This window comes from Ruegeria sp. Ofav3-42 (assembly GCF_022347725.1).
Classification (GTDB): Bacteria; Pseudomonadota; Alphaproteobacteria; order Rhodobacterales; family Rhodobacteraceae; genus Ruegeria.
In genome coordinates, this window is record NZ_JAKRGB010000015.1 from 19,571 (window position 1) to 40,152 (window position 20,582).

The 20,582-nt window shown below is 57.0% G+C and carries 19 protein-coding genes; 12 read left to right on the forward strand and 7 right to left on the reverse strand.

What is annotated here, in order from left to right; genetic code table 11:
- The first annotated feature begins 233 nt into the window (after window positions 1-233).
- The 6 genes from MHN28_RS19150 to MHN28_RS19175 all read left to right on the forward strand — a co-directional run bounded on the left by MHN28_RS19150 (window position 234) and on the right by MHN28_RS19175 (window position 6,569).
- Window positions 234-512, forward strand: coding sequence for a hypothetical protein (locus tag MHN28_RS19150; RefSeq protein WP_239344179.1), 279 nt, complete (start codon window positions 234-236; stop codon window positions 510-512).
- Window positions 513-586: 74 nt separating this feature from the next.
- Window positions 587-1,180 carry a hypothetical protein gene (locus MHN28_RS19155; RefSeq protein WP_239344180.1) on the forward strand — a complete coding sequence of 198 codons (594 nt, stop codon included), beginning with the start codon at window positions 587-589 and terminating at the stop codon, window positions 1,178-1,180.
- A gap of 83 nt (window positions 1,181-1,263) precedes the next feature.
- Window positions 1,264-2,472, forward strand: a complete 1,209-nt coding sequence (gene gntH, locus MHN28_RS19160) for a guanitoxin biosynthesis MBL fold metallo-hydrolase GntH (RefSeq protein ID WP_239344181.1) — start codon at window positions 1,264-1,266, stop codon at window positions 2,470-2,472.
- Window positions 2,473-2,667: 195 nt separating this feature from the next.
- Window positions 2,668-3,477 carry a transporter gene (locus MHN28_RS19165; protein ID WP_239344182.1) on the forward strand — a complete coding sequence of 270 codons (810 nt, stop codon included), beginning with the start codon at window positions 2,668-2,670 and terminating at the stop codon, window positions 3,475-3,477.
- A gap of 316 nt (window positions 3,478-3,793) precedes the next feature.
- Window positions 3,794-5,299: a hypothetical protein gene (locus tag MHN28_RS19170; protein ID WP_239344183.1), complete on the forward strand. Its 1,506-nt coding sequence runs from the start codon at window positions 3,794-3,796 to the stop codon at window positions 5,297-5,299.
- Window positions 5,292-6,569 carry a HupE/UreJ family protein gene (locus MHN28_RS19175; protein ID WP_239344184.1) on the forward strand — a complete coding sequence of 426 codons (1,278 nt, stop codon included), beginning with the start codon at window positions 5,292-5,294 and terminating at the stop codon, window positions 6,567-6,569. The genes MHN28_RS19170 and MHN28_RS19175 overlap by 8 nt, the downstream gene beginning before the upstream one ends.
- Window positions 6,570-6,759: 190 nt before the next feature.
- On the opposite strand, the gene MHN28_RS19180 is transcribed toward MHN28_RS19175, so the two are convergent.
- The 5 genes from MHN28_RS19180 to MHN28_RS19200 all read right to left on the reverse strand — a co-directional run bounded on the left by MHN28_RS19180 (window position 6,760) and on the right by MHN28_RS19200 (window position 11,897).
- Complete coding sequence (locus tag MHN28_RS19180; RefSeq protein ID WP_239344185.1) at window positions 6,760-7,827, reverse strand: siderophore-interacting protein; 1,068 nt, start codon at window positions 7,825-7,827, stop codon at window positions 6,760-6,762.
- Between the two features lie 222 nt (window positions 7,828-8,049).
- Entirely contained in the window at window positions 8,050-9,015 is a 966-nt protein-coding gene (locus MHN28_RS19185; protein ID WP_239344186.1) for an ABC transporter substrate-binding protein, read from the reverse strand.
- Window positions 9,016-9,022: 7 nt separating this feature from the next.
- Window positions 9,023-10,075 carry an iron ABC transporter permease gene (locus MHN28_RS19190; RefSeq protein ID WP_239344187.1) on the reverse strand — a complete coding sequence of 351 codons (1,053 nt, stop codon included), beginning with the start codon at window positions 10,073-10,075 and terminating at the stop codon, window positions 9,023-9,025.
- The gene (locus tag MHN28_RS19195; RefSeq protein WP_239344188.1) at window positions 10,072-11,121 is read right to left on the reverse strand and encodes an iron ABC transporter permease; all 1,050 of its coding nucleotides are present in this window, start codon (window positions 11,119-11,121) and stop codon (window positions 10,072-10,074) included. The genes MHN28_RS19190 and MHN28_RS19195 overlap by 4 nt, the downstream gene beginning before the upstream one ends.
- Entirely contained in the window at window positions 11,118-11,897 is a 780-nt protein-coding gene (locus MHN28_RS19200; protein WP_239344189.1) for an ABC transporter ATP-binding protein, read from the reverse strand. Before MHN28_RS19200 ends, MHN28_RS19195 begins: the two co-directional genes overlap by 4 nt.
- A 94-nt stretch (window positions 11,898-11,991) precedes the next feature.
- On the opposite strand from MHN28_RS19200, the gene MHN28_RS19205 reads away from it, so the two are divergent.
- From MHN28_RS19205 to MHN28_RS19230, 6 genes are all read left to right on the forward strand, one after another.
- Window positions 11,992-13,287, forward strand: coding sequence for an NtaA/DmoA family FMN-dependent monooxygenase (locus MHN28_RS19205; protein WP_239344190.1), 1,296 nt, complete (start codon window positions 11,992-11,994; stop codon window positions 13,285-13,287).
- A 339-nt stretch (window positions 13,288-13,626) separates the two neighbouring features.
- Window positions 13,627-15,312: a (2,3-dihydroxybenzoyl)adenylate synthase gene (locus tag MHN28_RS19210; RefSeq protein WP_239344191.1), complete on the forward strand. Its 1,686-nt coding sequence runs from the start codon at window positions 13,627-13,629 to the stop codon at window positions 15,310-15,312.
- Window positions 15,309-15,689, forward strand: coding sequence for an isochorismate lyase (locus tag MHN28_RS19215; RefSeq protein WP_239344192.1), 381 nt, complete (start codon window positions 15,309-15,311; stop codon window positions 15,687-15,689). Before MHN28_RS19210 ends, MHN28_RS19215 begins: the two co-directional genes overlap by 4 nt.
- A gap of 146 nt (window positions 15,690-15,835) precedes the next feature.
- Window positions 15,836-17,026 (forward strand): isochorismate synthase MenF, encoded by a 1,191-nt coding sequence (locus MHN28_RS19220; RefSeq protein ID WP_239344193.1) that lies wholly within the window; start codon window positions 15,836-15,838, stop codon window positions 17,024-17,026.
- 16 nt (window positions 17,027-17,042) lie between these two features.
- Complete coding sequence (locus MHN28_RS19225) at window positions 17,043-17,684, forward strand: isochorismatase family protein (RefSeq protein WP_239344194.1); 642 nt, start codon at window positions 17,043-17,045, stop codon at window positions 17,682-17,684.
- A 1-nt stretch (window position 17,685) separates the two neighbouring features.
- Window positions 17,686-18,459, forward strand: coding sequence for an SDR family oxidoreductase (locus tag MHN28_RS19230; protein WP_239344195.1), 774 nt, complete (start codon window positions 17,686-17,688; stop codon window positions 18,457-18,459).
- Window positions 18,460-18,543: 84 nt separating this feature from the next.
- Here MHN28_RS19230 and MHN28_RS19235 read toward each other — a convergent pair whose 3' ends face one another.
- The gene (locus MHN28_RS19235; RefSeq protein ID WP_239344196.1) at window positions 18,544-18,774 is read right to left on the reverse strand and encodes a phosphopantetheine-binding protein; all 231 of its coding nucleotides are present in this window, start codon (window positions 18,772-18,774) and stop codon (window positions 18,544-18,546) included.
- A 30-nt stretch (window positions 18,775-18,804) separates the two neighbouring features.
- Window positions 18,805-20,505, reverse strand: coding sequence for a (2,3-dihydroxybenzoyl)adenylate synthase (locus MHN28_RS19240; protein ID WP_239344197.1), 1,701 nt, complete (start codon window positions 20,503-20,505; stop codon window positions 18,805-18,807).
- Window positions 20,506-20,582: the final 77 nt, after the last annotated feature.

Consider the following 20,582-nt stretch of genomic DNA (forward strand, 5'->3'; position numbering starts at 1 on the left):
CCGTTTTTGTTCCATCCACTTTGTTCAAATTGTATCCGGCTAGGTCGGGTCGCGTCCAGTATTACATTCAAACAACAGCATTTTTAATGTTTCTAACACGTTCCGAACATGTTCTGTACCGTGTCCCGCCGATCCGGGCTGCTACTCTGTTCTTTATTGGCGGTGTCCTCAAAAGGGGTGCTGCCAGAGAGATTTCTCACTGACAGCCAACGGCTATTGCAGGGGGGAAGCACGTGAAAAACCACCTCGCTGCCGGATGTTTCGAGCTGGTGAGACAGTCGCCCGGTGACGAATTCACAATCGTGTCTTTGTCGCGAAGCGATCCAAAGTTCCAGGCCATTTGCCGCGATTTCGGCGAGGCATTGGCTGCGCTCCGCAGTTTTCAGGAGCAAGGTGAACGCGGACGGGCGAGAGTTTCTGAGTTTCAACGGATCTACGAAGATCTGCAGCTCGAACTGATGGAATACGTTAACCACGCCAAAGCCCGCGCCAAAGCGCAGGGCGGTCAATGAAACAACCGGATGGTTGCCAGTACCGGCACCGGCCCGACAGCACGGACCGAATACGTGCACACAAGGAGACGGGAATGTTAAAACGAGCCTGCAAATCGCTTCTGGTTTCCATTCCAATTCTGTTTGGCATCGCGACCATCGTCCTCGCACAGGACAGTGACTCTGACGAGTGCAAGGCATTGTTCGTCCACAATGCCGGTTCGGTGTCGATGAACGGTGACACTATAACCATGGAAGATGTCAGCCCGATCGTCACATTCTTCTGTGACCGGCCGGTTCGGTACGCCGGTGTGCTGAGCATCCAGGGCTTTCTGGACATTGTATCCGAAGGCGATGACAGTTTTGCGGCGAACCCGCCCAACGCCTTGCTGACCATCGTTTCGGACAGCGAACAGCCCGTCGACGTCGTCGTGGAATTGCCGCAACGCCCGACGAGCGGCGCGGACTCAATGACCTACCCTGGCGTCAAAGTCATCAAGGGCGAAATCCCGCAATCGACAGGTCCAGGCTCATTGTTCATAGACCATTTCGGGCATCCTATGTCACCGGGCTCGGTAGCTGGCGTGCACCGGCGGCATGAGCGTCGACACGTCCGTAACTGTGCCGCCGACAATCTCGATAATCCGAACGATCTTTGCAATTGCGGACCGGGCCTTGCCTGCAACTGAGACAGATATCCGGGCGACCGGCCAAATCCCTGCGGGACGACATGACGGCCACTTTGTGAACAGAATAAACGATGGAGGAGATTATGGTTTTTAAGATTGGTAGAATATGTCGGCCATTGGCATTGGCCATTTCAGCAACAGCCCTGTCCTTCGGTACACCTGCTGTTCACGCTGAAAACCTGCCAACCGGGCGAACCGCCACACAAATCAGCGATGAAACCTATCCGGCCAGCTATTTCCCGAATACGGAAATCCTGGGAACCGATGAAATGCGGGTCACTGCATTGGGCACTGGGATGCCAAACCAAACAAAGGCTGCGGTTTCCATCTCGTTCCTTGTCGAACTTGGCAATGGCGATGCCTTCCTGTTCGATATCGGCATGGGCTCAATGAGTAACCTGTTCTCACTTCGACCGGATTTCTCGAAGATCGACAAAGTTTTCATCAGTCACCTACATGTCGACCACGTCGGCGACCTGATGGGGCTGCACATCGGCAGTTGGCTGTCCGGCCGCTATACGCCGTTGCGGATATTCGGCCCAACCGGATCGACGCAGGAAATGGGCACGAAGGCTTTCGTCGAAGCCAGTAAAGCCGCGTACGCGTGGGATCTGGAAGGCCGTACCGGCGCACTGCCAGATGATGGCGCCAAGCTTGAGGTGACGGAATTCGATTACATGCAGGAAAACGAGGTGGTCTACCAGGAAAACGGTGTGACGATCCGGTCCTGGCCAGCGATTCACAGTCTGGATGGGTCGGTAAGCTATTCGCTGGAATGGAACGGATTGAAATACGTGTTCGGCGGCGACACCTACCCGAACAAGTGGTACGTGAAATACGCTAAAGGTGCCGACCTGGCCACACATGAGGCATTCCTGCCCCCGAAAGCACTGGCACCCTATTTCGGCTGGAGCCTTGGGCAAGCCACATATGTCGCAACGCGGGTCCATACCGAACCGGCAGCCTTTGGCAAAGTCATGGCCGAGGTAAAACCGCGCCATGCGATGGGATATCACTCTGTTTTGTCTCCGGAAAACTATCAGGCGATCCTAGAGGGTATTCGCACCACCTATGACGGCGAACTGACACTGGCCCGCGACCTGACAGTCATCAACGTTACAAAGGACAAAATCATCGTCCGAGAAGCATCGGTGGACGAATATGCGCTGCCGCCGTCCGTATCGCAGGCCTACATCGACGCGCCGCGCTCCAAAGAAAAGGAACCGTCCGATAAAGTTCTGGCCGGAAAGTGGAAAGGATACACCCCGCCCAAAATGCCGGATGACAAGTAACTCGATTGAGAAAGGCGCGACCCGACAGGGCGCGCCTATTGATTGGCCGCCGTTGTGCAGCGGTAGGTGACCAAAACCCGAATCGGCAAATTACCACTTGTTTGAGGCATTGGATAAACTGCCCTGACACGAATGCTGCGCGCCGTCACAAGTGAGATGAAGTTTCGTTTCGATGCTATAAGGGAAGAAGATTTGATGAGGACTCTTTCCAAATTCCGAAAATCCGCCTCAGCCTGTCTGCGCAAGTTGGTGCCAGCCCCCCTTTTCGTCGCACTCTCGGCCACCGTTTTGGCGGCAGATGACGCAGATCTGGCAAAGCAATTGTCGAACCCATTGGCGTCGCTGATTTCCGTTCCGTTCCAGTTCAACTACGACAGCGGTTATGGCAGCGCCGACGGCAACCAGACGACCCTGAACATTCAACCTGTCATACCGTTTTCCCTAAGTGACAATCTGAACCTGATCACCCGAACGATCATCCCCTACAAGTGGCAGAACGATGTTTCCGGCCTGTCCGGGCGAAACCAGGGTTTCGGCGATACGACAGTCAGCCTTTGGCTCAGCCCGACCAGATCGTCATTTACCTGGGGTGCAGGGCCGATCTTCTATTTACCGACATCCAGTGACCGGGACCTTGGCGTCGGCGAGTGGGGCGGTGGTATTACCGGCGTTGTTCTGGTGCAAGAGGGCCCCTGGACAATTGGGGGCCTCGCCAACCACATCTGGTCCTTCGAAAGCAGCGACATCAACTCGACCTACGTGCAACCCTTCCTTGCGTACACCACCCCCAATGCCTGGACTTACACGGTGAACTCTGAATCCACCTACGATTGGAACGCGGAAGAGTGGACTGCTCCGGTGAATCTCATGGTTTCAAAGCTGGTCAAGTTTGGTGAGCAGCGCGTGTCTCTCCAAGGCGGCGCGCGCTACTATTTGGCGTCGCCTGAAACCGGCCCAGACGGTTGGGGAGCCCGCCTGTCCATGACGTTCGTGTTTCCGAGGTAGCTGAAAGGAGAACGTGACAGCGTTTGTACGGCCAATGACGAAACTGTCGATACAGATCAGATGCCTTTTGGTGGCAATAGCGGTTTCCGTTTTGGCAACGGTCGCTAGGGGTGATGTGACCCCGTTCAGCGGAGCGGAGGTTGCGAACAACATCGCTGTGTTCCGAATAGAAGATGAGGGCATTCGCCTCGAATTGGAAATCTTCCCACGGGATCTGCCAGTTTTTGAGCGGCTTTTTCCATCTGAACCTATTTCTGATCTGCAGTCGGTCCAGGCCGCTTTTGGTCAGGCCCCCGGCCGGAACGCGAAAGGACTAATGATAAAACGCGCAGACGGTAGGCCCCTGCCGTTCCAGCTCCTGCACGCGGAACGCCGGCAAAGAACGGACCGCGCGTCTCCGCTGGCCGGAATGCCAGACCCTATCACCGGCGGTAGAATCCCGGCCCCGCCAGAAGACCCGGACGTTATCTATATTAACGCTTTCTATAGTTTTGAGGGGGCGCGGCCTGAGCGCCTGATTTTTCACCCTCCTCAAGACGAAGATGGTTTGCCCGCCGTTTCAATTGGGTTCATGGTAATTGACCGATCGGTCCCGGTCACACGGTTCAGTTTTCTGAAAACCGACACTCGGCTTGCAATCAATTGGACCGATCCCTGGTTTACCGCGTTCAGCAACCCAAACCTCAATCGCTCGGCACGAAGCGGCACTACATCTTTCCTGTATGTCGAGCCGCGCGAACTGCGACACGAAGTGCTTATTCGGGTTCGGGAACTTGCGCCTTGGATAGGCCAGAATCTGACGACAGGTGCCCGGCTTGAACCAGCGCATCAATCGCAAATTCTGACTGCCGCCTTGGAGAATTTTGCGCACCGTAATCCTGTCAGCATCGCGGGAATGCCAAGCAAACCTGCGCTTGTTCGCGGGTCGTTTCTGACGCTCGGAGAACGGGGGTTTGAGATCGTCGAAGATGCTCCGATGCTCATTGCCGACACCACATTTGTTGGCGTGATACTTACCTATCCGATTTCGGAACTGCCAGTGTCCGCGTCGATTACCTGGGACATGTTCGACGATACCATCCAGGAAGTCCCGGTAACGCTGACCGATATTGCCGGCCCGTTTCTTGACTGGGGATCGTCCGAAGACCCCAAGATCACCTGGACCAATCACCTGAAGCAATATGTGGACCCCAAAGTCACACCGGTTGAGGCCTCGGGAATAGTTTTTGTACCGTTACTGGCTCTGCTGGCCTTTGTTCTTTCAATTACCGCGGGCTTTGTCGCGTTCCGCGTGTCCGAGAAGCCGCTGAGCCTTGTCTTTGTGGTGCTTTCAACAGGGTTCCTGATCACCGGGCTCTCTTACTCGGGCGAAAAAACCGTCCCGTTTCTGAGCCCCGTTTCTGACATATCCAAAACCCAGATTGCGACGGATGCTTTTACCCGGCTTCTGGCCAATACCTATGTGGCCGCCCTCGAAGTTTTTCCCGAGGAACGAAAAGAGGCTCTTGAACCAATTGTTTTCGACGCAGCGAAAGCCGACATAACCGCCGAGCTGGAAACGAGTTTGACAATCCAGGTACCCGGCGGTGGGCGAGCGCAAATCGTAGAAATCACGGATGTCGTCATCGTCCAAGGTGAAATGGACCGCAGAGGCGAATTTGAAGGTGTCGCGCAGTGGCGCGTCGAAGCGCGTGCCGGACATTGGGGTCATGATCATCGCCGGCGTGTTGACTATCGTGCCCGGGTGGCCTTCCGGCCTGACAAGGGAAACTGGGCTCTGTCGGCAATTACAGTGTTGGAGGCACGTTCACCAGATGTCTAATCGTATACGAACAGTGTTGTTGGTTTGGATAAGCGCCTGCCTGATCGTTTCGGCAGTCGCCAGTCAGGCGCATTTCCTGCTGAATCTCAATGTGCGCGTGTTCCATGTTGAACATACAAGCGACGGGCTCCGCATCTTTCTTCGCATCCCAATGCCTTATCTGGTGGCGGACAAGACCGGTGAACCGGGTGAAGACGGCCTTCCGTCTGCGGCGCCATTCACAACAAATGCCTTCGAAGACGGCCGCGTGGTTCATTTTGTCGACCCCGCGGCAATAGCCACCGACCCGCTTGGTCTCGGCCGTATCGCCGAAACCAGCACGGTCGTAAAGGCCGAGGGAACTCGCGTACCTGGCGCAGTTGAATCGGTTTCGATCCATCGGATGGGCAACGAACCCGGATTTGCGACCCTGAATGAGGCCAAGCAGGCCGTGTCGACGGGATCGACCCTGCAAAATGACCCGCTGGTCTATGTTGGTGACGCGGTAGTGGACATTACGCTGTTCTATGAGTTCGGGCACAGTCCTGCGTCCTATGCCCTTTCAAGCTTGTTGGATCCCGGCTTACCGGATCAGGACATGACGGCCAACCTCATCCTGGACTACGGCCCGGGCGATCCGCTTGTCTTTCGAACCCGCGGTCTGATGAATGATCCGGTCGAGGTCTCGCACTCCAGATTAGCGGGCATCGCAACCTTCGTCTGGGAAGGCGTGCGCCATATTCTGGAAGGCATCGACCATGTGTTGTTCGTTGTTTGCCTCGTCATCGGCGCGCACGGGTTACACGCGCTTCTCTGGCGGGTCACCGGCTTCACGGTCGGCCACAGCGTAACCCTGTCGCTCGGGTTTTTCGGCTATGTGCCAAGCGGAGCGTGGTTTGTCCCATTCGTTGAGACAGGCATCGCACTGTCAATCATCTATGCGGCATTTCTGGCTATCATCGGAGGAAGTACCGGAGCTTCCTCCAACAGAAAAATCTTTATCGTGACAGTCCTGATGGGCCTTCTCCATGGGCTGGGGTTCAGCTTTGTTCTGCATGAGATCCTGCAAGTGACCTCGCCGAATATCTGGCAAAGTTTACTGGCCTTCAACGTAGGTGTTGAAGTCGGACAGCTTGCAATTGTGTTGGTCACCTGGCCGATAATGACCTATTTCACAAGGCTCGGCCCAACCCCCGAGATGTCACTGAGGGTGTCGCTTGCGCTCGGGTGCGCTGCAATTTCCAGTTGGTGGACATTTGAACGCGGCAGAACTTTTTTGGAGATGCTTTAAGTTAACCGCAAACACTCAAGCCCCGTCCCGGAGCCGGATTTACACCGCGCACAATGCGTGATCTGTCGCTGCCAAAATTGGTAACGCTAATGAACTTGAACATCAGCGAATATCGGATGCAGCCGGGCTTTTGTCATCAAAAAGCCAGACAGCCTTTTTGGGTCCGGAGTCCGACACGACCTCGCAGGGTTCAGGTGTCGCGCGCCGTCCAATAGACTTGAATATATGCCTCTGCTGGATCACCTTGGCGCGCCTTGTATTCCGTACGGACGCGGAGAACCTGGGCTTTTTCGCTGGCAAACCAAAAGAAATGATCAGGCTGTTTCGCCTGCTCTGCCAACGCGACTTCGGCAAGTTCATCTTTGCCCCTGGAAAGACGCCTGAGCGCGATCCCCGGCGGCGTAGCAAACGGATAGGGATTTTGGTCGGCAGCGTCCGACAAAGCCAGAACCTGCCCGCTCGTGTTTTCCGGCAGATTGTCCAGAATACGTGCAATAGCAGGAAATGCAGTCTCATCTCCGCACAAAAGAACTTTCTGGTTTTCCAAAACGCCCCCACCTATCGGTCCAAGCAGAGCAAATCGCGCACCTGTATCTAGGCCGCGCACCCAATCCGTCACGCGGCCGCCGTCGTGGATAAACACGTCGAAATCGATGTATCCAGCGGATCGATCAAGGTGCTGAACCGTGTAAACAGGCTTGTGGAGTGCTTTCTCTCCATGAGGCCAGCAGGTCGAGCCGTTTTCGGCAAGAACGGGCCATTCCGGTGCCACCATCCCGATTGGAGGCAGTAGCAGGCGAAAATGAATCGAATCGTCGCCGAAACCAGACAAATCGCCAATCTCCGCCCGAACGCGTAGAAAGCTTGCAGCGGGTGAAGATACGTCAAGAACCGTGGCAAAATGAAAGTTGGGCGGGTGCCCTCCGGCATTCACCAATTCGGATTGATCCACGCCCGACCACCTGAGCCCGCCGACTTGTTCCGGGATCAACTCGGTCAGTCGGGCCAACAGACGTTCCCGAATGACATGCAGCTTTTCCGGGCGCGTGGCATGCAAACCGGCCAGCGTACCGGAAGGCTGTTGCTCGAAGCTGCACACGCCATATGCTAGTTGAACAACAAGTGCCTGTGCATCGTCCTGCTTTACAGGCAGATCCCACCTTTCGGCATCACCCAGCATGAGATCACGAACGGCCGCAAATTCCAGGCCGGGCACAAATGTTTGCGTATTCAGCAGATAGTCTGGTCGATTCAGCATTTGAAACCTTAATGCTTAGGCCAGATTACCGTTAAATAATCGATGGTTCGCCCGCTCTTGGCGATACATCGTCGAACATCTGTCCGGCCTGATTTTCTGTTATAGCTGCCCGGATCATGTGGCTTCGGATCCGATATTGGCTGAAGGGTACGCGCGGTGCCCGAATACCGCATCGGTAGAACTGACATCCGCCCGCGTCAACCTTCGTCGCGGACCCTCGGATCAGTGCTGGGCGATAAGCCAGTCTTCGACCGCCCTCAGTGTGTGTTCGGCACTGGCGACTGTGGGGCTGGTGACCTGTGCGGGATCAAGATAAAGGATGCGCCCTTCCCGAGCGGGCATCATGAACCGATCCCAACCCGGCGCAATGCGATCCAGACGGGCGTGTACAGCAACTTCGCCCTGTTCAGGGTCCATATAGCTGTTCATCAGCACCAGCAGGGCAGGGTTAAGTTGCATGAACGTTTCCGCACTGATCGGTGCCGCGAAATTCGAACCCGGCGCATTGGATACACTGCCCTCAATGTCTTCTCGCACCAGCCCCAGATCCTCGAGCGCCTGAACCATACCTGAGGTGTTTCCCACCAGATTGATCTGATCGTGTACGATCACGGCCAGAAAGCTGTCACCGGGCAGAATATCTGCCACCCCCTTCCGGAGCTTACCGATTTGCGTGTCATAGGGGGCCTTCCGAGCTTCAAACACCTCTTCGCGCCGCAAAAGTCCGGCAAGGTCGGCTTCGACCTCGAACCCCCGCACTCGTCCTGTGCCTGTGTTCTGTAGATAGACGGGAGCGATGGCCGACAAGAGATCGGCCTGAGCGGCATCATATTCGGTACCGATGATAAGGTCCGGCTCCAGCGTCCTCAACCGCTCAATATTGATATTGCCAAATGGGCCGATCCCGTGCGGCGGGGTGGTTTGGGCGCGATCTCCCAAGGTCGCGGTGGTGAAATCGACAGCGCTCTGCAACTCGCCGGCATCACCGCGTCCATAGGCACCGATGATCTCAACACCAAGATCCATCAACGGGATACCCAGCAGCGGCTCATGCAGTACAATGATCCGCTCCGGCTCGTCCGGAATATCCACGGATCGTCCGGTATCGTCAGTGACGGGACCGGCAAACGCTGGCAACGTCGCGCTTAGGATCAAACAAAGGGGTAACATACGAGGAAAGCGCATCATGTCTATCTCAGGATTGGAAAAGCGTTCGCAGCGCCCGCAAACGCAGTGTGATGATAAACAGGGGGACACCCAGCAGGGTCAGGGCGAGCCCCAGCGAAATAGTGGTTTGTGACGCGCCCGTGCGCACAATCAGATCGGCCAGCAAGACCAGCCATCCGCCCATAAGGCCGGACAAGATCAATCGTGCACGACCGGTCGCCGCCGACAGAAACTGAGCGAGATGCGGTGCCATGACCCCCAGAAACACGATTGGTCCCACCGCAGATACAGCCATTGAAGTCAACACTACAGCCGCCAGCAGCAACACGGGCTTGACGCGGGCCGGGTTCAACCCGATAGCCGCGGCCCGGTCATCACCCAAATCCAACGGGCGCAGAAATGGGGCTCCGAACAAAAGGATTGGCAGGCTCAGCGCAGCCCAGGGCAGAAGACCGGACACCTGTGACCAACTGGACAGGTACAGCGACCCCGCCAACCAGGTCGACACGGCCAGAGAAATTTCGGTCGGAGTATAAAGAACCAGCAGCGCGGTTATCGCGCTCAGACTTGTATCCAATGCGATCCCCATCAACAGGATGGCCAAGCCATCGCCAACACTTCCGCGCAGAAGCAGCCTTAGCACCAACAGCAAAATCAATCCGCCGACCAGACCCGCCAGCGGGATCAGGGCCGGAGGGGCGGATGGCAGGTACAGCAGCAGGATCATGATCGTGATCATTGATCCCTGGCTCAGACCCAACAGCCCCGGGTCGGCCAGCGGGTTCTGCGTCAGTGATTGCAGCATCGCCCCGGAAATGGCGAGGCACCAACCCGCCATAACACCAAGCAACAGGCGCGGCAGGCGAACATACATAAGGGCGAACTGTTGCTCCTCGTTCAGTTCACCAGACATCAGCTCGCTTAGCCCTATCGCCGTATCACCCGAGGTCAGCGACCAAAGCGCCGTGCCCAAAATCGCTAGTGTCAGGCCAAACCCAGCGGCCAGATTGCCCAGGCGCAGGTCCAATCCACCCTCAAATCGAAGGACCGATCGGGTATCCAGAGCACGGGTCAGCCTCATGCCAGCTGCCCCGCCCGGCCGCTCAGGTAGTGCCGCCTGATGATTGCGACAAAAAACGCACCGCCCAGTAAATCCATGACCACGCCGGTATGCAGCGTGTAGGGTTGGAATGCCATTCGCGCTGCCAAATCAGCTATCAGGCACAACCCTGCCCCCATCAGCGCCGAACCCAGCAACAGCGGCCCCACCGCCGCACCCAGCAGAGGGCGGGCTATGTGCGGTACGACAAGTCCGATGAAACCCACCGGCCCACATACGGCAACCGCCGATGCGGCGGCGAAAACTGAAGCCAGCATCGCAACCCGCGACACCAGCGGCACATTCACCCCAGTTGAGCCCGCCTTGTCTGACCCAAGAAGGATCAGGTTCAAATGTCGCGACAAAGCCAAAAGCGTCCCGCAACAAATCACCCCGATCCACCAGAAGACGGCCAGCCGGTCGGCATAGACATGGTTGATACTCCCCGAGGCCCAGCCCAAAAGATCGCTGCGGCGCTGTGGATCCGACAGCAGGATAGCCTGCGTCACGCCACTGAGAAGCATGGCGACCAGTGCGCCAGCCAGGATCAGGGAAAACCCGCGCGGGTCCTGCGCCAGACCGGCAAGTCGCGCAACGGTCAGCGCCAGCACAGCGCCAAACACACCACCCGCCAATGCGGTCATACCCTGTGCTACCAGAAACCCGGGGGTCAAAAGCTGAGGCCAGAGCGCCGCACCCAAAACCACAAACAAGGTCGCCCCGGAGTTGACACCCAATGTCGCCGGAGACGTCAGGGGATTACGCATCAGAGATTGCAATACGACCCCCGCGCAAGCCATCATCGCACCGGTGTAAACGGCGATCAGAGCGCGCGGTATCCGCTGGTACCACAGCAAGAAATGATCCAGTTCATCCGGATCGAACTCAATCAGGGCACCGATCATTTCGACCGGAGCAATCCACCGTGTACCCACACACAGATTCAGACCCAGCGCCAGCAAAAGCCCCCCTGCCCCCAACAGTAGTCCTGAACGCCGCTGCGGCAGACCGTTCTTATAGCGCCTCATGCTGAAAATTCTGTCGCATGGGGGAGACAAACAAGACGTCCGTTGCGATCGAATATCTCGGCCTCCATGCCGAATGTCCGCGTTACATTGTCGGCGGTGACCGTTTCGCGCACGGGCCCAGCAGCCTCGATCCGGCCATCGCGCATCAGAACGACTTCATCCGCAAAGCTCGCCGTTAGGTTGAGGTCGTGCAGAACGCAAATCACGGTTTTGCCCCTTTGCCGCGTAAGCCGTGCGACCAGATTGAGAACCGAGTACTGATACGCGACATCCAGATGATTTACCGGCTCATCCATAAGGATCAAATCGGCATCCTGCGCCAGAACCATCGCGATCCAGGCGCGTTGGCGTTGTCCGCCTGACAAGGTGTTCAACGGACGATGCGCCATGTCCAACAGACCCACGGTCTGAAGCGCATCCCTAAACAGGGCCTGGTCTGATGCGCTGGGGCCACGCATCAAACGGCTACGCGAAAAGGCCGACAGCTCGATCAGTTCGCCAAGGGTAATGTAGTCAGGGCAATGATTGTCCTGCGGCAGATAAGCAACCCGACGGGCTAAGCTGCGCCGACCCATGGCGTGGACGGGTTGGTCATCCAGCCGGGCTTCTCCCTGCTGCATCGGCAAAAGACCCATAAGGGCACGCAATAGGGTTGATTTTCCGCATCCGTTTGGCCCCACAAGCGCTGTGAACCGACCATTGGCAAAGCGGTGCGACACTTTGCGCACGCATAAGTTTTTGCCATAGGATACTGAAACATTAGACAGCTCCAACACCGTGCGGTCCTCGCTCTTTGGTTGCGCTCCTCTTATTCCATAGTAAAAGAGTCGGCAATTAGAAAACCGGCTTTGAATTCGAAGGTTACGCGGTATGGGCATGTTGCATATCGGAATGTCACTGGCACCAACCTGGCTGAGTGGAGAGGCATGGCGCCGACCCGATAGCAGCATAGAAAACTTCCACGATCCGGGCTTTGCCGCGGATATCGCAAAGCGGGCCGAGGCAGCGAAATTGGATTTCGTTTTCCTGCCTGACACCCTGTACCTGGACCCGCAGGTTCTGGAAATGGGACCAGGGTTCTCCAGCATGGACCCGACCATGATGATGGCGGCCATCGCCCACGAAACGCAGCGGATCGGTTTGTTGACCACTGTATCAACAACGTTCCTGCCGCCATACGTGGTGGCGCGCCAGTTGCAGACGTTGAACCGGATCAGCCGGGGTCGGGCAGGCTGGAATGTAGTTACGGCGCTTGGCGGGCACGAAAACTTCGGCCTCGACGCTATGCCCCCTGCGGAAGAGCGTTACGCACACGCGACCGAGTTCGTGCAAGTCGTGCGTAGTTTGTGGAACAGCTATCCCGGCTCAGCGATCCTCAATGACCGTAATGCGGGGCGATATGCAGATGCATCCGTTGTGCGGCCGATTGATCATGTCGGAGAGCATTTTCTGGTACAGGGGCCACTGAACCTTCCGGCCTGGCCGGGAGACCGGATCCCGCTGGTTCAGGCCGGGGCCTCTGACGCAGGACAAGACTTCGCTGCCGCTATTGCAGATGCGGTCTTTGCCTCGACCCCTGACCGTGAAGCTGCCGCAACGCTTCGTCAGTCATTGTGTGCGCGGGCTGAACGGCAGGGGCGCGCTGCACATGAAATACGCCTTTTGCCGGGGCTAAGCCTGTATCTTGCCGATAGCAAGGCTGAGGCCCGCGACTTGTATCAGGCCACGCATGCCCGGGCCGACCAGGCACGCGCAATCGCTCGGATCAAGGCGATGATCGGGTTGGATTTGACCGATTGGCCGGACGACCGCCCAATCACAGCGGAACACCTGCCGCCGCTGCCTGCTCCGTGCCCCAGTCGCACCCATGCCGAGTTGTTGCAAAGGATCATCCGGCGCGACTCGCCCCGGCTTCGGGACCTCTTGACGTGCCCCGAAGTGATGGGCTCCGGGCACTGGCAGATTGTCGGAACGGTGCAGGATGCCGCTGACGACGTGGCCCAATGGGCGCAAGCTGGTGCCATTGACGGTTTCATTTGCGTTCCGGGCGGATCGGTAGACTCAATGCATCTAGCCCTCGACGAACTGATTCCCGCTTTGGTTGATCGCGGATTGTTCAGATCAAATTACACGACGAGCAGTTTCCTTGGACATCTTTCCGGATAGATTAAAAATATTTTCCTAAATATTTGACAAGAAAGCCTTCAAAAATCACTGAACCCCGCAGAAAAAAATACACGCATAGAGGTCTTTACATTTCACATCCAATAACCCAATAAATAACCAACTAAAAGAGTCGCCTATTTGCGCTCGGCGGGCAAATGACCTGAATTGAACCTTGAAAATCGGTGTTTCGATGGAGTGATCCAAGCCTTCAACCAAACTACTGCCGGGTAATTGCGACCCCTGCGAGACTAACGCCCCAATGCCGTAAATCACCAAACTCCGCAGGCACAAGTCACCGAGACTTTCCCACCGGATCCGACACACCCTGGGAAATCTGACATGACCGTTTCTGCACCCGACTGGCAATCACTTTGCCCCTTCTGGCCCGATGATGTTGCACAGCGATATCGGGCAGAAGGCGTTTGGCAAGACGAGACCTTTTTTGGACTGCTGACCGCTGGCAAGGCCCAGTTCGGCGCAAAAAAGGCGCTAATCGACGGCGATAGCACCTACCGCTACGACGACCTCCATGACGGCGCTCTGAAACTTGCATGTGGGCTCTATGACCTCGGCTTGCGGCGCGGTGACCGGGTTGTGTTGCAATTGCCGAACTCGATCGCCTTTGTCGAGCTGATGTTCGCGCTGTTCCGTTTGGGCGTTGTCCCAGTATTGGCGCTGCCTGCCCATCGTGACCGCGAAATCGGCCAATTCGCGGACTTTGTTCAGGCGCGGGCCTGCATTGTGCCCGAACACGCGGGCGGGAATGACATGGTCGCTATGGCCGAGCGGGTCAAAGCCATAACGCCTTCGGTCGAACACATCATTGTCCTGGGCGACGCGCGAGACCATGTCAGCCTTTATGATCTGCGAAACCGGGATGGGAATCCGGTTGCAGAGTCCGGCCCCTGGCCGATGCCAGACGCCGAGGATGTTGCCTGTTTTCAGATTTCGGGAGGCACAACCGGCGTGCCGAAACTGATCCCCCGGCGGCACATGGAATACCTGCACAACATTCGCTGTGCCACCAAAGCCAGTGGTATGGACCAATCCAGCAGATATCTTTGCGTGCTGCCGATCGCGCATAACTTCCCGCTTGCCTGCCCCGGCGTTCTTGGCACACTTTCCGTCGGCGGCACGGCCGTCATGGCCCCAGACCCAGGGGCTGAGACCTGTTTCGCGTTGATCGACAAGCACCGTATCAACATCACGTCGCTTGTCCCGCCGCTGGCGATCATGTGGATCGAAGCCGCGTTTTCACGCGGGCCACTGTACTCGCTGCGGGTCTTGCAGGTCGGCGGGGCCAAGCTCAATCCATCCAACGCGCGGCAGGTGGCCCCAAGGTTGGGCTGCAAGCTTCAGCAAGTGCTCGGAATGGCCGAAGGGCTTATCTGCTATACGGCTCTGGACGACGATGCCGAACGCATACACACGACCCAAGGCGCCCCGATGTCCGAATGGGATGAGGTGCGCGTCGTCCGGGGAGACGGAACCGAGGCCAAACCCGGCGAAACCGGGGAACTTCAGGCACGTGGCCCTTACACTATTCGCGGCTATTACAGCATGCCCGAACATAACGCCCGGGCGTTTTCTGCGGATGGGTTTTATTGCACCGGTGACATCGTTGCGCGTGATCCACACGGGTACATTTCTGTTGAAGGGCGCAAAAAAGATCAGGTCAATCGCGGCGGCGAGATGATCGGTGTCGACGAGATCGAAGATCTATTGGTCGGTCACCCCGGCGTACTGGACGCAGCTGTGGTCGGAAGACCCGATGAACGTGTTGGTGAGCGCCTGTGCGCATTTGTTATCGCATCCCCTGGGCGAAAGCTAAAAAGTCACGAACTTCGGCGCGAACTGGGAAGCGCCGGAATTGCCGGATTCAAAATCCCCGATGAATTTATCTTTGTCGATGCCTTTCCGCAGACAGGTGTTGGCAAGATCAACAAGCGCAGTCTGCGCGACTTGCTCAAAGCCCAGCATTTCGGAGAACCACAAGCTTCCAAACTTGAGGAGCTGGCAGGATGACTTCGAACAGTTCAGAGAACTTACACCCTGCCGCACGCGCTGCGGCAAGCGCCCCATTGGAAGCAGACATCCCAGAACCCGAACAGGTCAACGGACTGGAGGACGTGCGGCAGGCCATTGACACCATCGACGCGCAAATCATCGGATTGCTCAGCAAACGGCTCGACTATGTCAAGGCCGCAGCAGACTTCAAACCAGACCTTCAAGCCGTGCCTGCGCCGGAAAGGGTTCGTGAGATGTTGAACGACCGAAGCGACTGGGCCAGTGCATTGGGTTTGAACCCTGATTTCATTGCACCTTGGTTCGCACAGATCAGCGAGTGGTTCATTCGTCAGCAGATTGCGCATTGGCCAAACCGAAATCACCGCCCGCGCTAATACCTGATCGTGCAACGCGACTTTTAGAACACGGCCAAGGCACTCAGAGGACGTGCCCGCGCCAATTGCCAGCACAAGCCAGCATTATTCCAAACCTCATTTGCGCGGCCCCTGGCCAGACGCATAACGAAAAAGGGGCAATATCAATGTTGTCTGTATCAGAACGGTCCCGCAGTTCCATTTCCGGCGATACGCCTGCTTGTTTCACCTTTCGCGGGGCAGGCCGTGTTGTCACCGCTCAGGCCGCATGCTCAGCAGTAGACCAAGGGACGGTGGACACGCTTGAGGCCAGATTGAGCAAAGCCTTTTCTGCACTGCCCGCAGATATCGTGATCGGTGGCGCACTGCCCTTCGACAAACGCCGCACAGATTGTCTGTGGGCTGCGCCTCAAACAACCCACTCCGCGGGATCTCACAACACCGGCGGTGATCAAGAGAAGCCGTTGTTGGCGCCGCGTGCCGAACCACCTGTTCCGGTATTTGCCGACGCTGTTGCCGAAGCTATTCGCATAATGGAGCATGAGGAAGGGTCGCCGGACGCCTTGCGCAAAATCGTACTGGCCCGCACTTTGACACTGGAATCCAAACACCCTTTCCAGTCCGAGGCAATCCTTTCCCGGCTGATGAACGACCCTGCGGTAACGACCTATCAGATTAGGTTGCCTCAGCATGAAAGTGATCCACACGGCCGGTACCTGATCGGCGCAACGCCTGAATTGCTGGTTGGCAAACAAGGGCTTCGCGTTTCGTCTTACCCATTGGCAGGATCGGCCCGGCGTCACGAAGACCCAGTGACCGACTCGGAAGCCGCCGGTTCGCTTGCCCGTTCCGAAAAAGACAAACGGGAACATGCAATGGTGGTCGAATACATCCTAGACATTCTGGCACCGTACTGCCGCCAACTGACGCGGCCAGATGGGCCGGGCCTGACCTCGACGCGCAGTATGTGGCATCTTGGCACGCGCATCGAAGGCGAGCTGAAGCAAGCCGAAGTTTCCTCGGCTGTTCTGGCGGCCAAGCTGCATCCAACGCCGGCCGTGTGCGGGGTGCCCCTGAACCGCGCGGCCCAGCTTATCAAGCAGCTCGAACCCGTCGATCGCAACTTCTATGCCGGTGCTGCGGGTTGGTGTGATCAGAGTGGGGATGGCGCGTGGTATGTGGCAATTCGCTGTGCCGAAATCTGCGGTCGGCACGCCCGGCTTTTTGCCGGTGCCGGTATCGTTCCTGGCTCGGACCCTATAAGCGAAAGCGCCGAGACCGGTGCAAAGTTCGGCGCCATGCTGGCGGCGTTGGGTCTGCCACCACTAGCTGGCCTGAGCGGCACGGGCCAGGCCTGATAAGAGGAGAACCCGGATGGCACTGCCGAAAATCGCCTCCTATGATTTGCCGACTGATCAGGAACTTCCCGCCGTGCGTGGCCCCTGGGTTCCTCAGCGGCACCGCGTCGCTTTGCTGGTGCATGACATGCAGCGCTATTTTTGTGCCCCATACCCGGCGGAACAAGCTCCGCTTCCGGACGTGGTGCGCAATATCGGGCAGTTGACCCAAGCTGCTCGCCGCGCGGGAATACCGGTGTTTTACACAGCACAAGAGGGTGATCAATTCCGCCCGGACCGCGGCTTGCAGGCGGATCTTTGGGGCCCCGGCATGCGGGACGCTCCCGAGCACTGCGAGATCATTGATGACTTGGCTCCGCAAGCCGATGACGTCGTTTTGGTCAAGCACCGTTATAGCGCGTTCCAACGCTCAAACCTGGAGCATCTTCTGCGCGCACGCGGACGCGACCAGCTTCTGATAACAGGGATTTACGCCCATATTGGATGCCTCGCGACGGCCGCGGAAGCCTTTCAACGCGATTTCGAAAACTTTGCCGTGGCAGACGCACAAGCCGATTTTGATCGCGCACACCACGACATGGCGATGAGTTGGGTCGGATCGACCTGCGGCGGGCTCAGTACAACCGACCAGATATTGCGATTGATGCAGGACGGATAAGATGCAGCTTACCGGATTTGAAGGCCGCCATGCGTTTGTAACTGGTGCAGCTGGCGGCGTTGGCCAAGCCATCGTCGATACCTTGGGCGGCGCAGGTGCTCTGGTCACGGCCACGGATACAGCGCAATCACTGGCTGCCCTCGCCCCTCAGGACGGTGCCCGGACAAGATGGCAGGAACTGGATGTCACCGTAGAAAAGGACATCGTGAACTGTATTGCCGATGCGGAAAACCATTTTGGGCCCGTTCAACTTGGGGCGCACGCCGCCGGGGTTCTGAACACCGAGTCCCTGATGGACATGTCATCACAAAACTGGCGTACACTGTTTTCGGTCAATGCAGAAGGTGCATTTCTGGTCGGTCGCACTTTGGGGCGGGTCATAACGCAGAATGGCGGCGGCGCAATCGTAATGATTGGCTCTAACGCGGCAGGAATTCCCCGGATGAACATGGGTGCATACGCGGCATCAAAAGCTGCAATGACAATGATGGCCCGTTGCCTGGGATTGGAACTCGCCAGCCGGAATGTGCGCTGCAATGTCGTGGCACCAGGATCGACATTGACACCTATGCTGCAGGGCATGTGGGCAGACGAAAATGGTGCCGACATGGTCATCGCGGGAAATCCGCAGCAGTTCCGAACCGGCATTCCATTGGGCAAACTGGCCCAGCCTGAGGACATCGCACAAGCCGCGATCTATCTGCTGTCGGATCAGGCCGGTCATGTGACGATGGCCGATCTATATGTGGATGGGGGCGCGACCCTCAGGGCTTAAGGCCCGGAACCGTTTTTGTCGCTTTGGTACAACCGCTGGCCTCGAAGAATCTGATCGGGGCCAGCAATTTGAATTCGGAAAGAATCAGGCCGCGTTTTGGCGTGTCGAGATCAAACCCCACCAAGCGTTTATCGTTGGATTGCTGGCCAGCTCTTCGAATGTGACGGCTATCCCCTGCTCTTTCAATTCGGTTGCAAACTCCATCACTCGGATCGAGTCGAGCCCAAAATAGATAAGGCTTTCATCCGGAGTGATATCTTCTTCATCCTCAATCAGGCTCCGCACGCGTGTTTCAAGCCAGTTTCGGTCCAGCATTTTCTTGTCCTTTTCTTTCGACAGCTGATTTCAAAGTGTTTCGGGGGTCGGCGTTTTGTCTGCTTTGATCGTCGCCGATCCGTAAGACAGATTTCTGCGCAGGGCGCGCTTGTCGGTTTTTCCGACTGCGGTCAGGGGCAGCGCATCGATGAATTGTACGCGATCGGGCAGCTTGTAATCAGCAACACCCAGTTCGACCAAGTGTCGCCGCAACGCGACTGGACGCAAAGCGCCTTGGGCCACAATGAAGGCACAGCTTTTTTCACCCAACAGGACGTCTTCGACAGCAACCAAAGCAGCCTGAATGACCTGAGGGTGACGCAGCAGTAGCGTTTCGATCTCCTCCGCAGCGATCTTTTCACCGCCGCGATTGATCAGGTCCTTCACCCGTCCGACAACCCGCAAGTGTCCTGACGGCAGCCGTTGCACCAGATCGCCGCTAAAGTAAAAACCCTGATCATCAAAAGACTTTGCATTCGCCTCAGGACTGCGGAAATAGCCCCGGAATGTGTAAGGACCGCGTGTGGCCAACATACCTGTCTGGCCATCCGGAACGTCCTGGCCATATTCGTCAATGACCCGCACTTCATCATCGGCACTGATCGGGCGACCCTGCGTGGTGAAAACGATTTCTGGATCATCGTCCAGCCGCGTATAGTTCACCAGACCTTCCGCCATGCCAAACACTTGTTGCAACGCGCACCCCAAAACCTTGGGTACGCGGCGGGCATCGCTTTCGGCAACGGAAGCGCCTCCGACCTGAACCAACTCAAGAGTGCTGAGGTCGTGGTTTTCCGAAGCAGGATCGGACTGTGCCTGCTCTACCGACCGCAACCACATCGATACCGCCGATGGAACCAGCGCCGCCATCGTGACCTTGTGGCGACTAATGATCGGAAAGCAGGTCTGCGGGTCAGGATTGGCGGCCAGCACCACAGTGCCGCCGGCATGAAACACGCCCAGTGCCCCTGGAGAGCTTAACAGGAAATTGTGCGGAGCGGGCAAGGCACACAAAAACCGGGTATCTTGTGACAACCCGCAAATCTCGGCGCTCGCCCGAATGCTATAGTCGTAATCATTGTGCGTTCGCGGGACAAGTTTGGGCGTGCCAGTGCTGCCGCCGGACAGTTGAAAGAAGGCGATCTGATCGGGGTCTGTCGGGCCATTTTCAATCACACTTTCCGAAATGTCCTGCAGACCATCAAGGCTAGGGTCGATCCAGTTTTCGAGATCATCTTCCCCGCTGCCCCCGCGGAACAACGCCGTACTCAGATTATCGGTCCGAGCCTTCAGCAATTCGACGTAGTGATCATCCTTGAACAGAGGCTGACTGCGATCAGCAATCAGCAAACTGGGATGAATTTGGTCCGCATACGTGTTAAGTTCATTCTGCTTGTGGTTGAACAGCGCATTCACTGGGGCGATGCCAGCCTGAAGCAGAGCCAAGAAGGTCAGATAGAATTCAGCGCAGTTTGGCAGCTGCACCAAAGCGGTATCTCCACGACCTAATCCGGCGGCTGAAAATCGCCGTGCAAGCGCGAGAAAACGCTGCTCGACCTCGGCGTAACTCATGCTTCGGGATCCGCAGATTATGGCAACCGCATCCGGCTGGACGCGAGCCTTTTGGCGTATCCCGCGCGTCAGCGGCTGGTCAATCCAATACCCTTCTGACCGGTACTTTCGGGCAAGGTTTTCGGGCCATGGCGTAAGGTCAATATTTTGTTTAATCATAATATTTTCGTATTCTATATCTGTTAAAAGCCTTGCCGTGCTGGGTGGCACTCGAACGTTTGAACCGAACCTTTACT

What these genes read in the sequence shown, in the direction of transcription:
- MHN28_RS19155 (WP_239344180.1), top strand. Translation starts at nt 587, where the DNA reads ATGTTAAAACGAGCCTGCAAATCGCTTCTGGTTTCCATTCCAATTCTG.
- gntH (WP_239344181.1), top strand. Translation starts at nt 1,264, where the DNA reads ATGGTTTTTAAGATTGGTAGAATATGTCGGCCATTGGCATTGGCCATT.
- MHN28_RS19165 (WP_239344182.1), top strand. Translation starts at nt 2,668, where the DNA reads ATGAGGACTCTTTCCAAATTCCGAAAATCCGCCTCAGCCTGTCTGCGC.
- MHN28_RS19170 (WP_239344183.1), top strand. Translation starts at nt 3,794, where the DNA reads ATGATAAAACGCGCAGACGGTAGGCCCCTGCCGTTCCAGCTCCTGCAC.
- MHN28_RS19175 (WP_239344184.1), top strand. Translation starts at nt 5,292, where the DNA reads ATGTCTAATCGTATACGAACAGTGTTGTTGGTTTGGATAAGCGCCTGC.
- MHN28_RS19180 (WP_239344185.1), bottom strand. Translation starts at nt 7,827, where the DNA reads ATGCTGAATCGACCAGACTATCTGCTGAATACGCAAACATTTGTGCCC.
- MHN28_RS19185 (WP_239344186.1), bottom strand. Translation starts at nt 9,015, where the DNA reads ATGATGCGCTTTCCTCGTATGTTACCCCTTTGTTTGATCCTAAGCGCG.
- MHN28_RS19190 (WP_239344187.1), bottom strand. Translation starts at nt 10,075, where the DNA reads ATGAGGCTGACCCGTGCTCTGGATACCCGATCGGTCCTTCGATTTGAG.
- MHN28_RS19195 (WP_239344188.1), bottom strand. Translation starts at nt 11,121, where the DNA reads ATGAGGCGCTATAAGAACGGTCTGCCGCAGCGGCGTTCAGGACTACTG.
- MHN28_RS19205 (WP_239344190.1), top strand. Translation starts at nt 11,992, where the DNA reads ATGGGCATGTTGCATATCGGAATGTCACTGGCACCAACCTGGCTGAGT.
- MHN28_RS19210 (WP_239344191.1), top strand. Translation starts at nt 13,627, where the DNA reads ATGACCGTTTCTGCACCCGACTGGCAATCACTTTGCCCCTTCTGGCCC.
- MHN28_RS19215 (WP_239344192.1), top strand. Translation starts at nt 15,309, where the DNA reads ATGACTTCGAACAGTTCAGAGAACTTACACCCTGCCGCACGCGCTGCG.
- MHN28_RS19220 (WP_239344193.1), top strand. Translation starts at nt 15,836, where the DNA reads ATGTTGTCTGTATCAGAACGGTCCCGCAGTTCCATTTCCGGCGATACG.
- MHN28_RS19225 (WP_239344194.1), top strand. Translation starts at nt 17,043, where the DNA reads ATGGCACTGCCGAAAATCGCCTCCTATGATTTGCCGACTGATCAGGAA.
- MHN28_RS19230 (WP_239344195.1), top strand. Translation starts at nt 17,686, where the DNA reads ATGCAGCTTACCGGATTTGAAGGCCGCCATGCGTTTGTAACTGGTGCA.
- MHN28_RS19235 (WP_239344196.1), bottom strand. Translation starts at nt 18,774, where the DNA reads ATGCTGGACCGAAACTGGCTTGAAACACGCGTGCGGAGCCTGATTGAG.
- MHN28_RS19240 (WP_239344197.1), bottom strand. Translation starts at nt 20,505, where the DNA reads ATGATTAAACAAAATATTGACCTTACGCCATGGCCCGAAAACCTTGCC.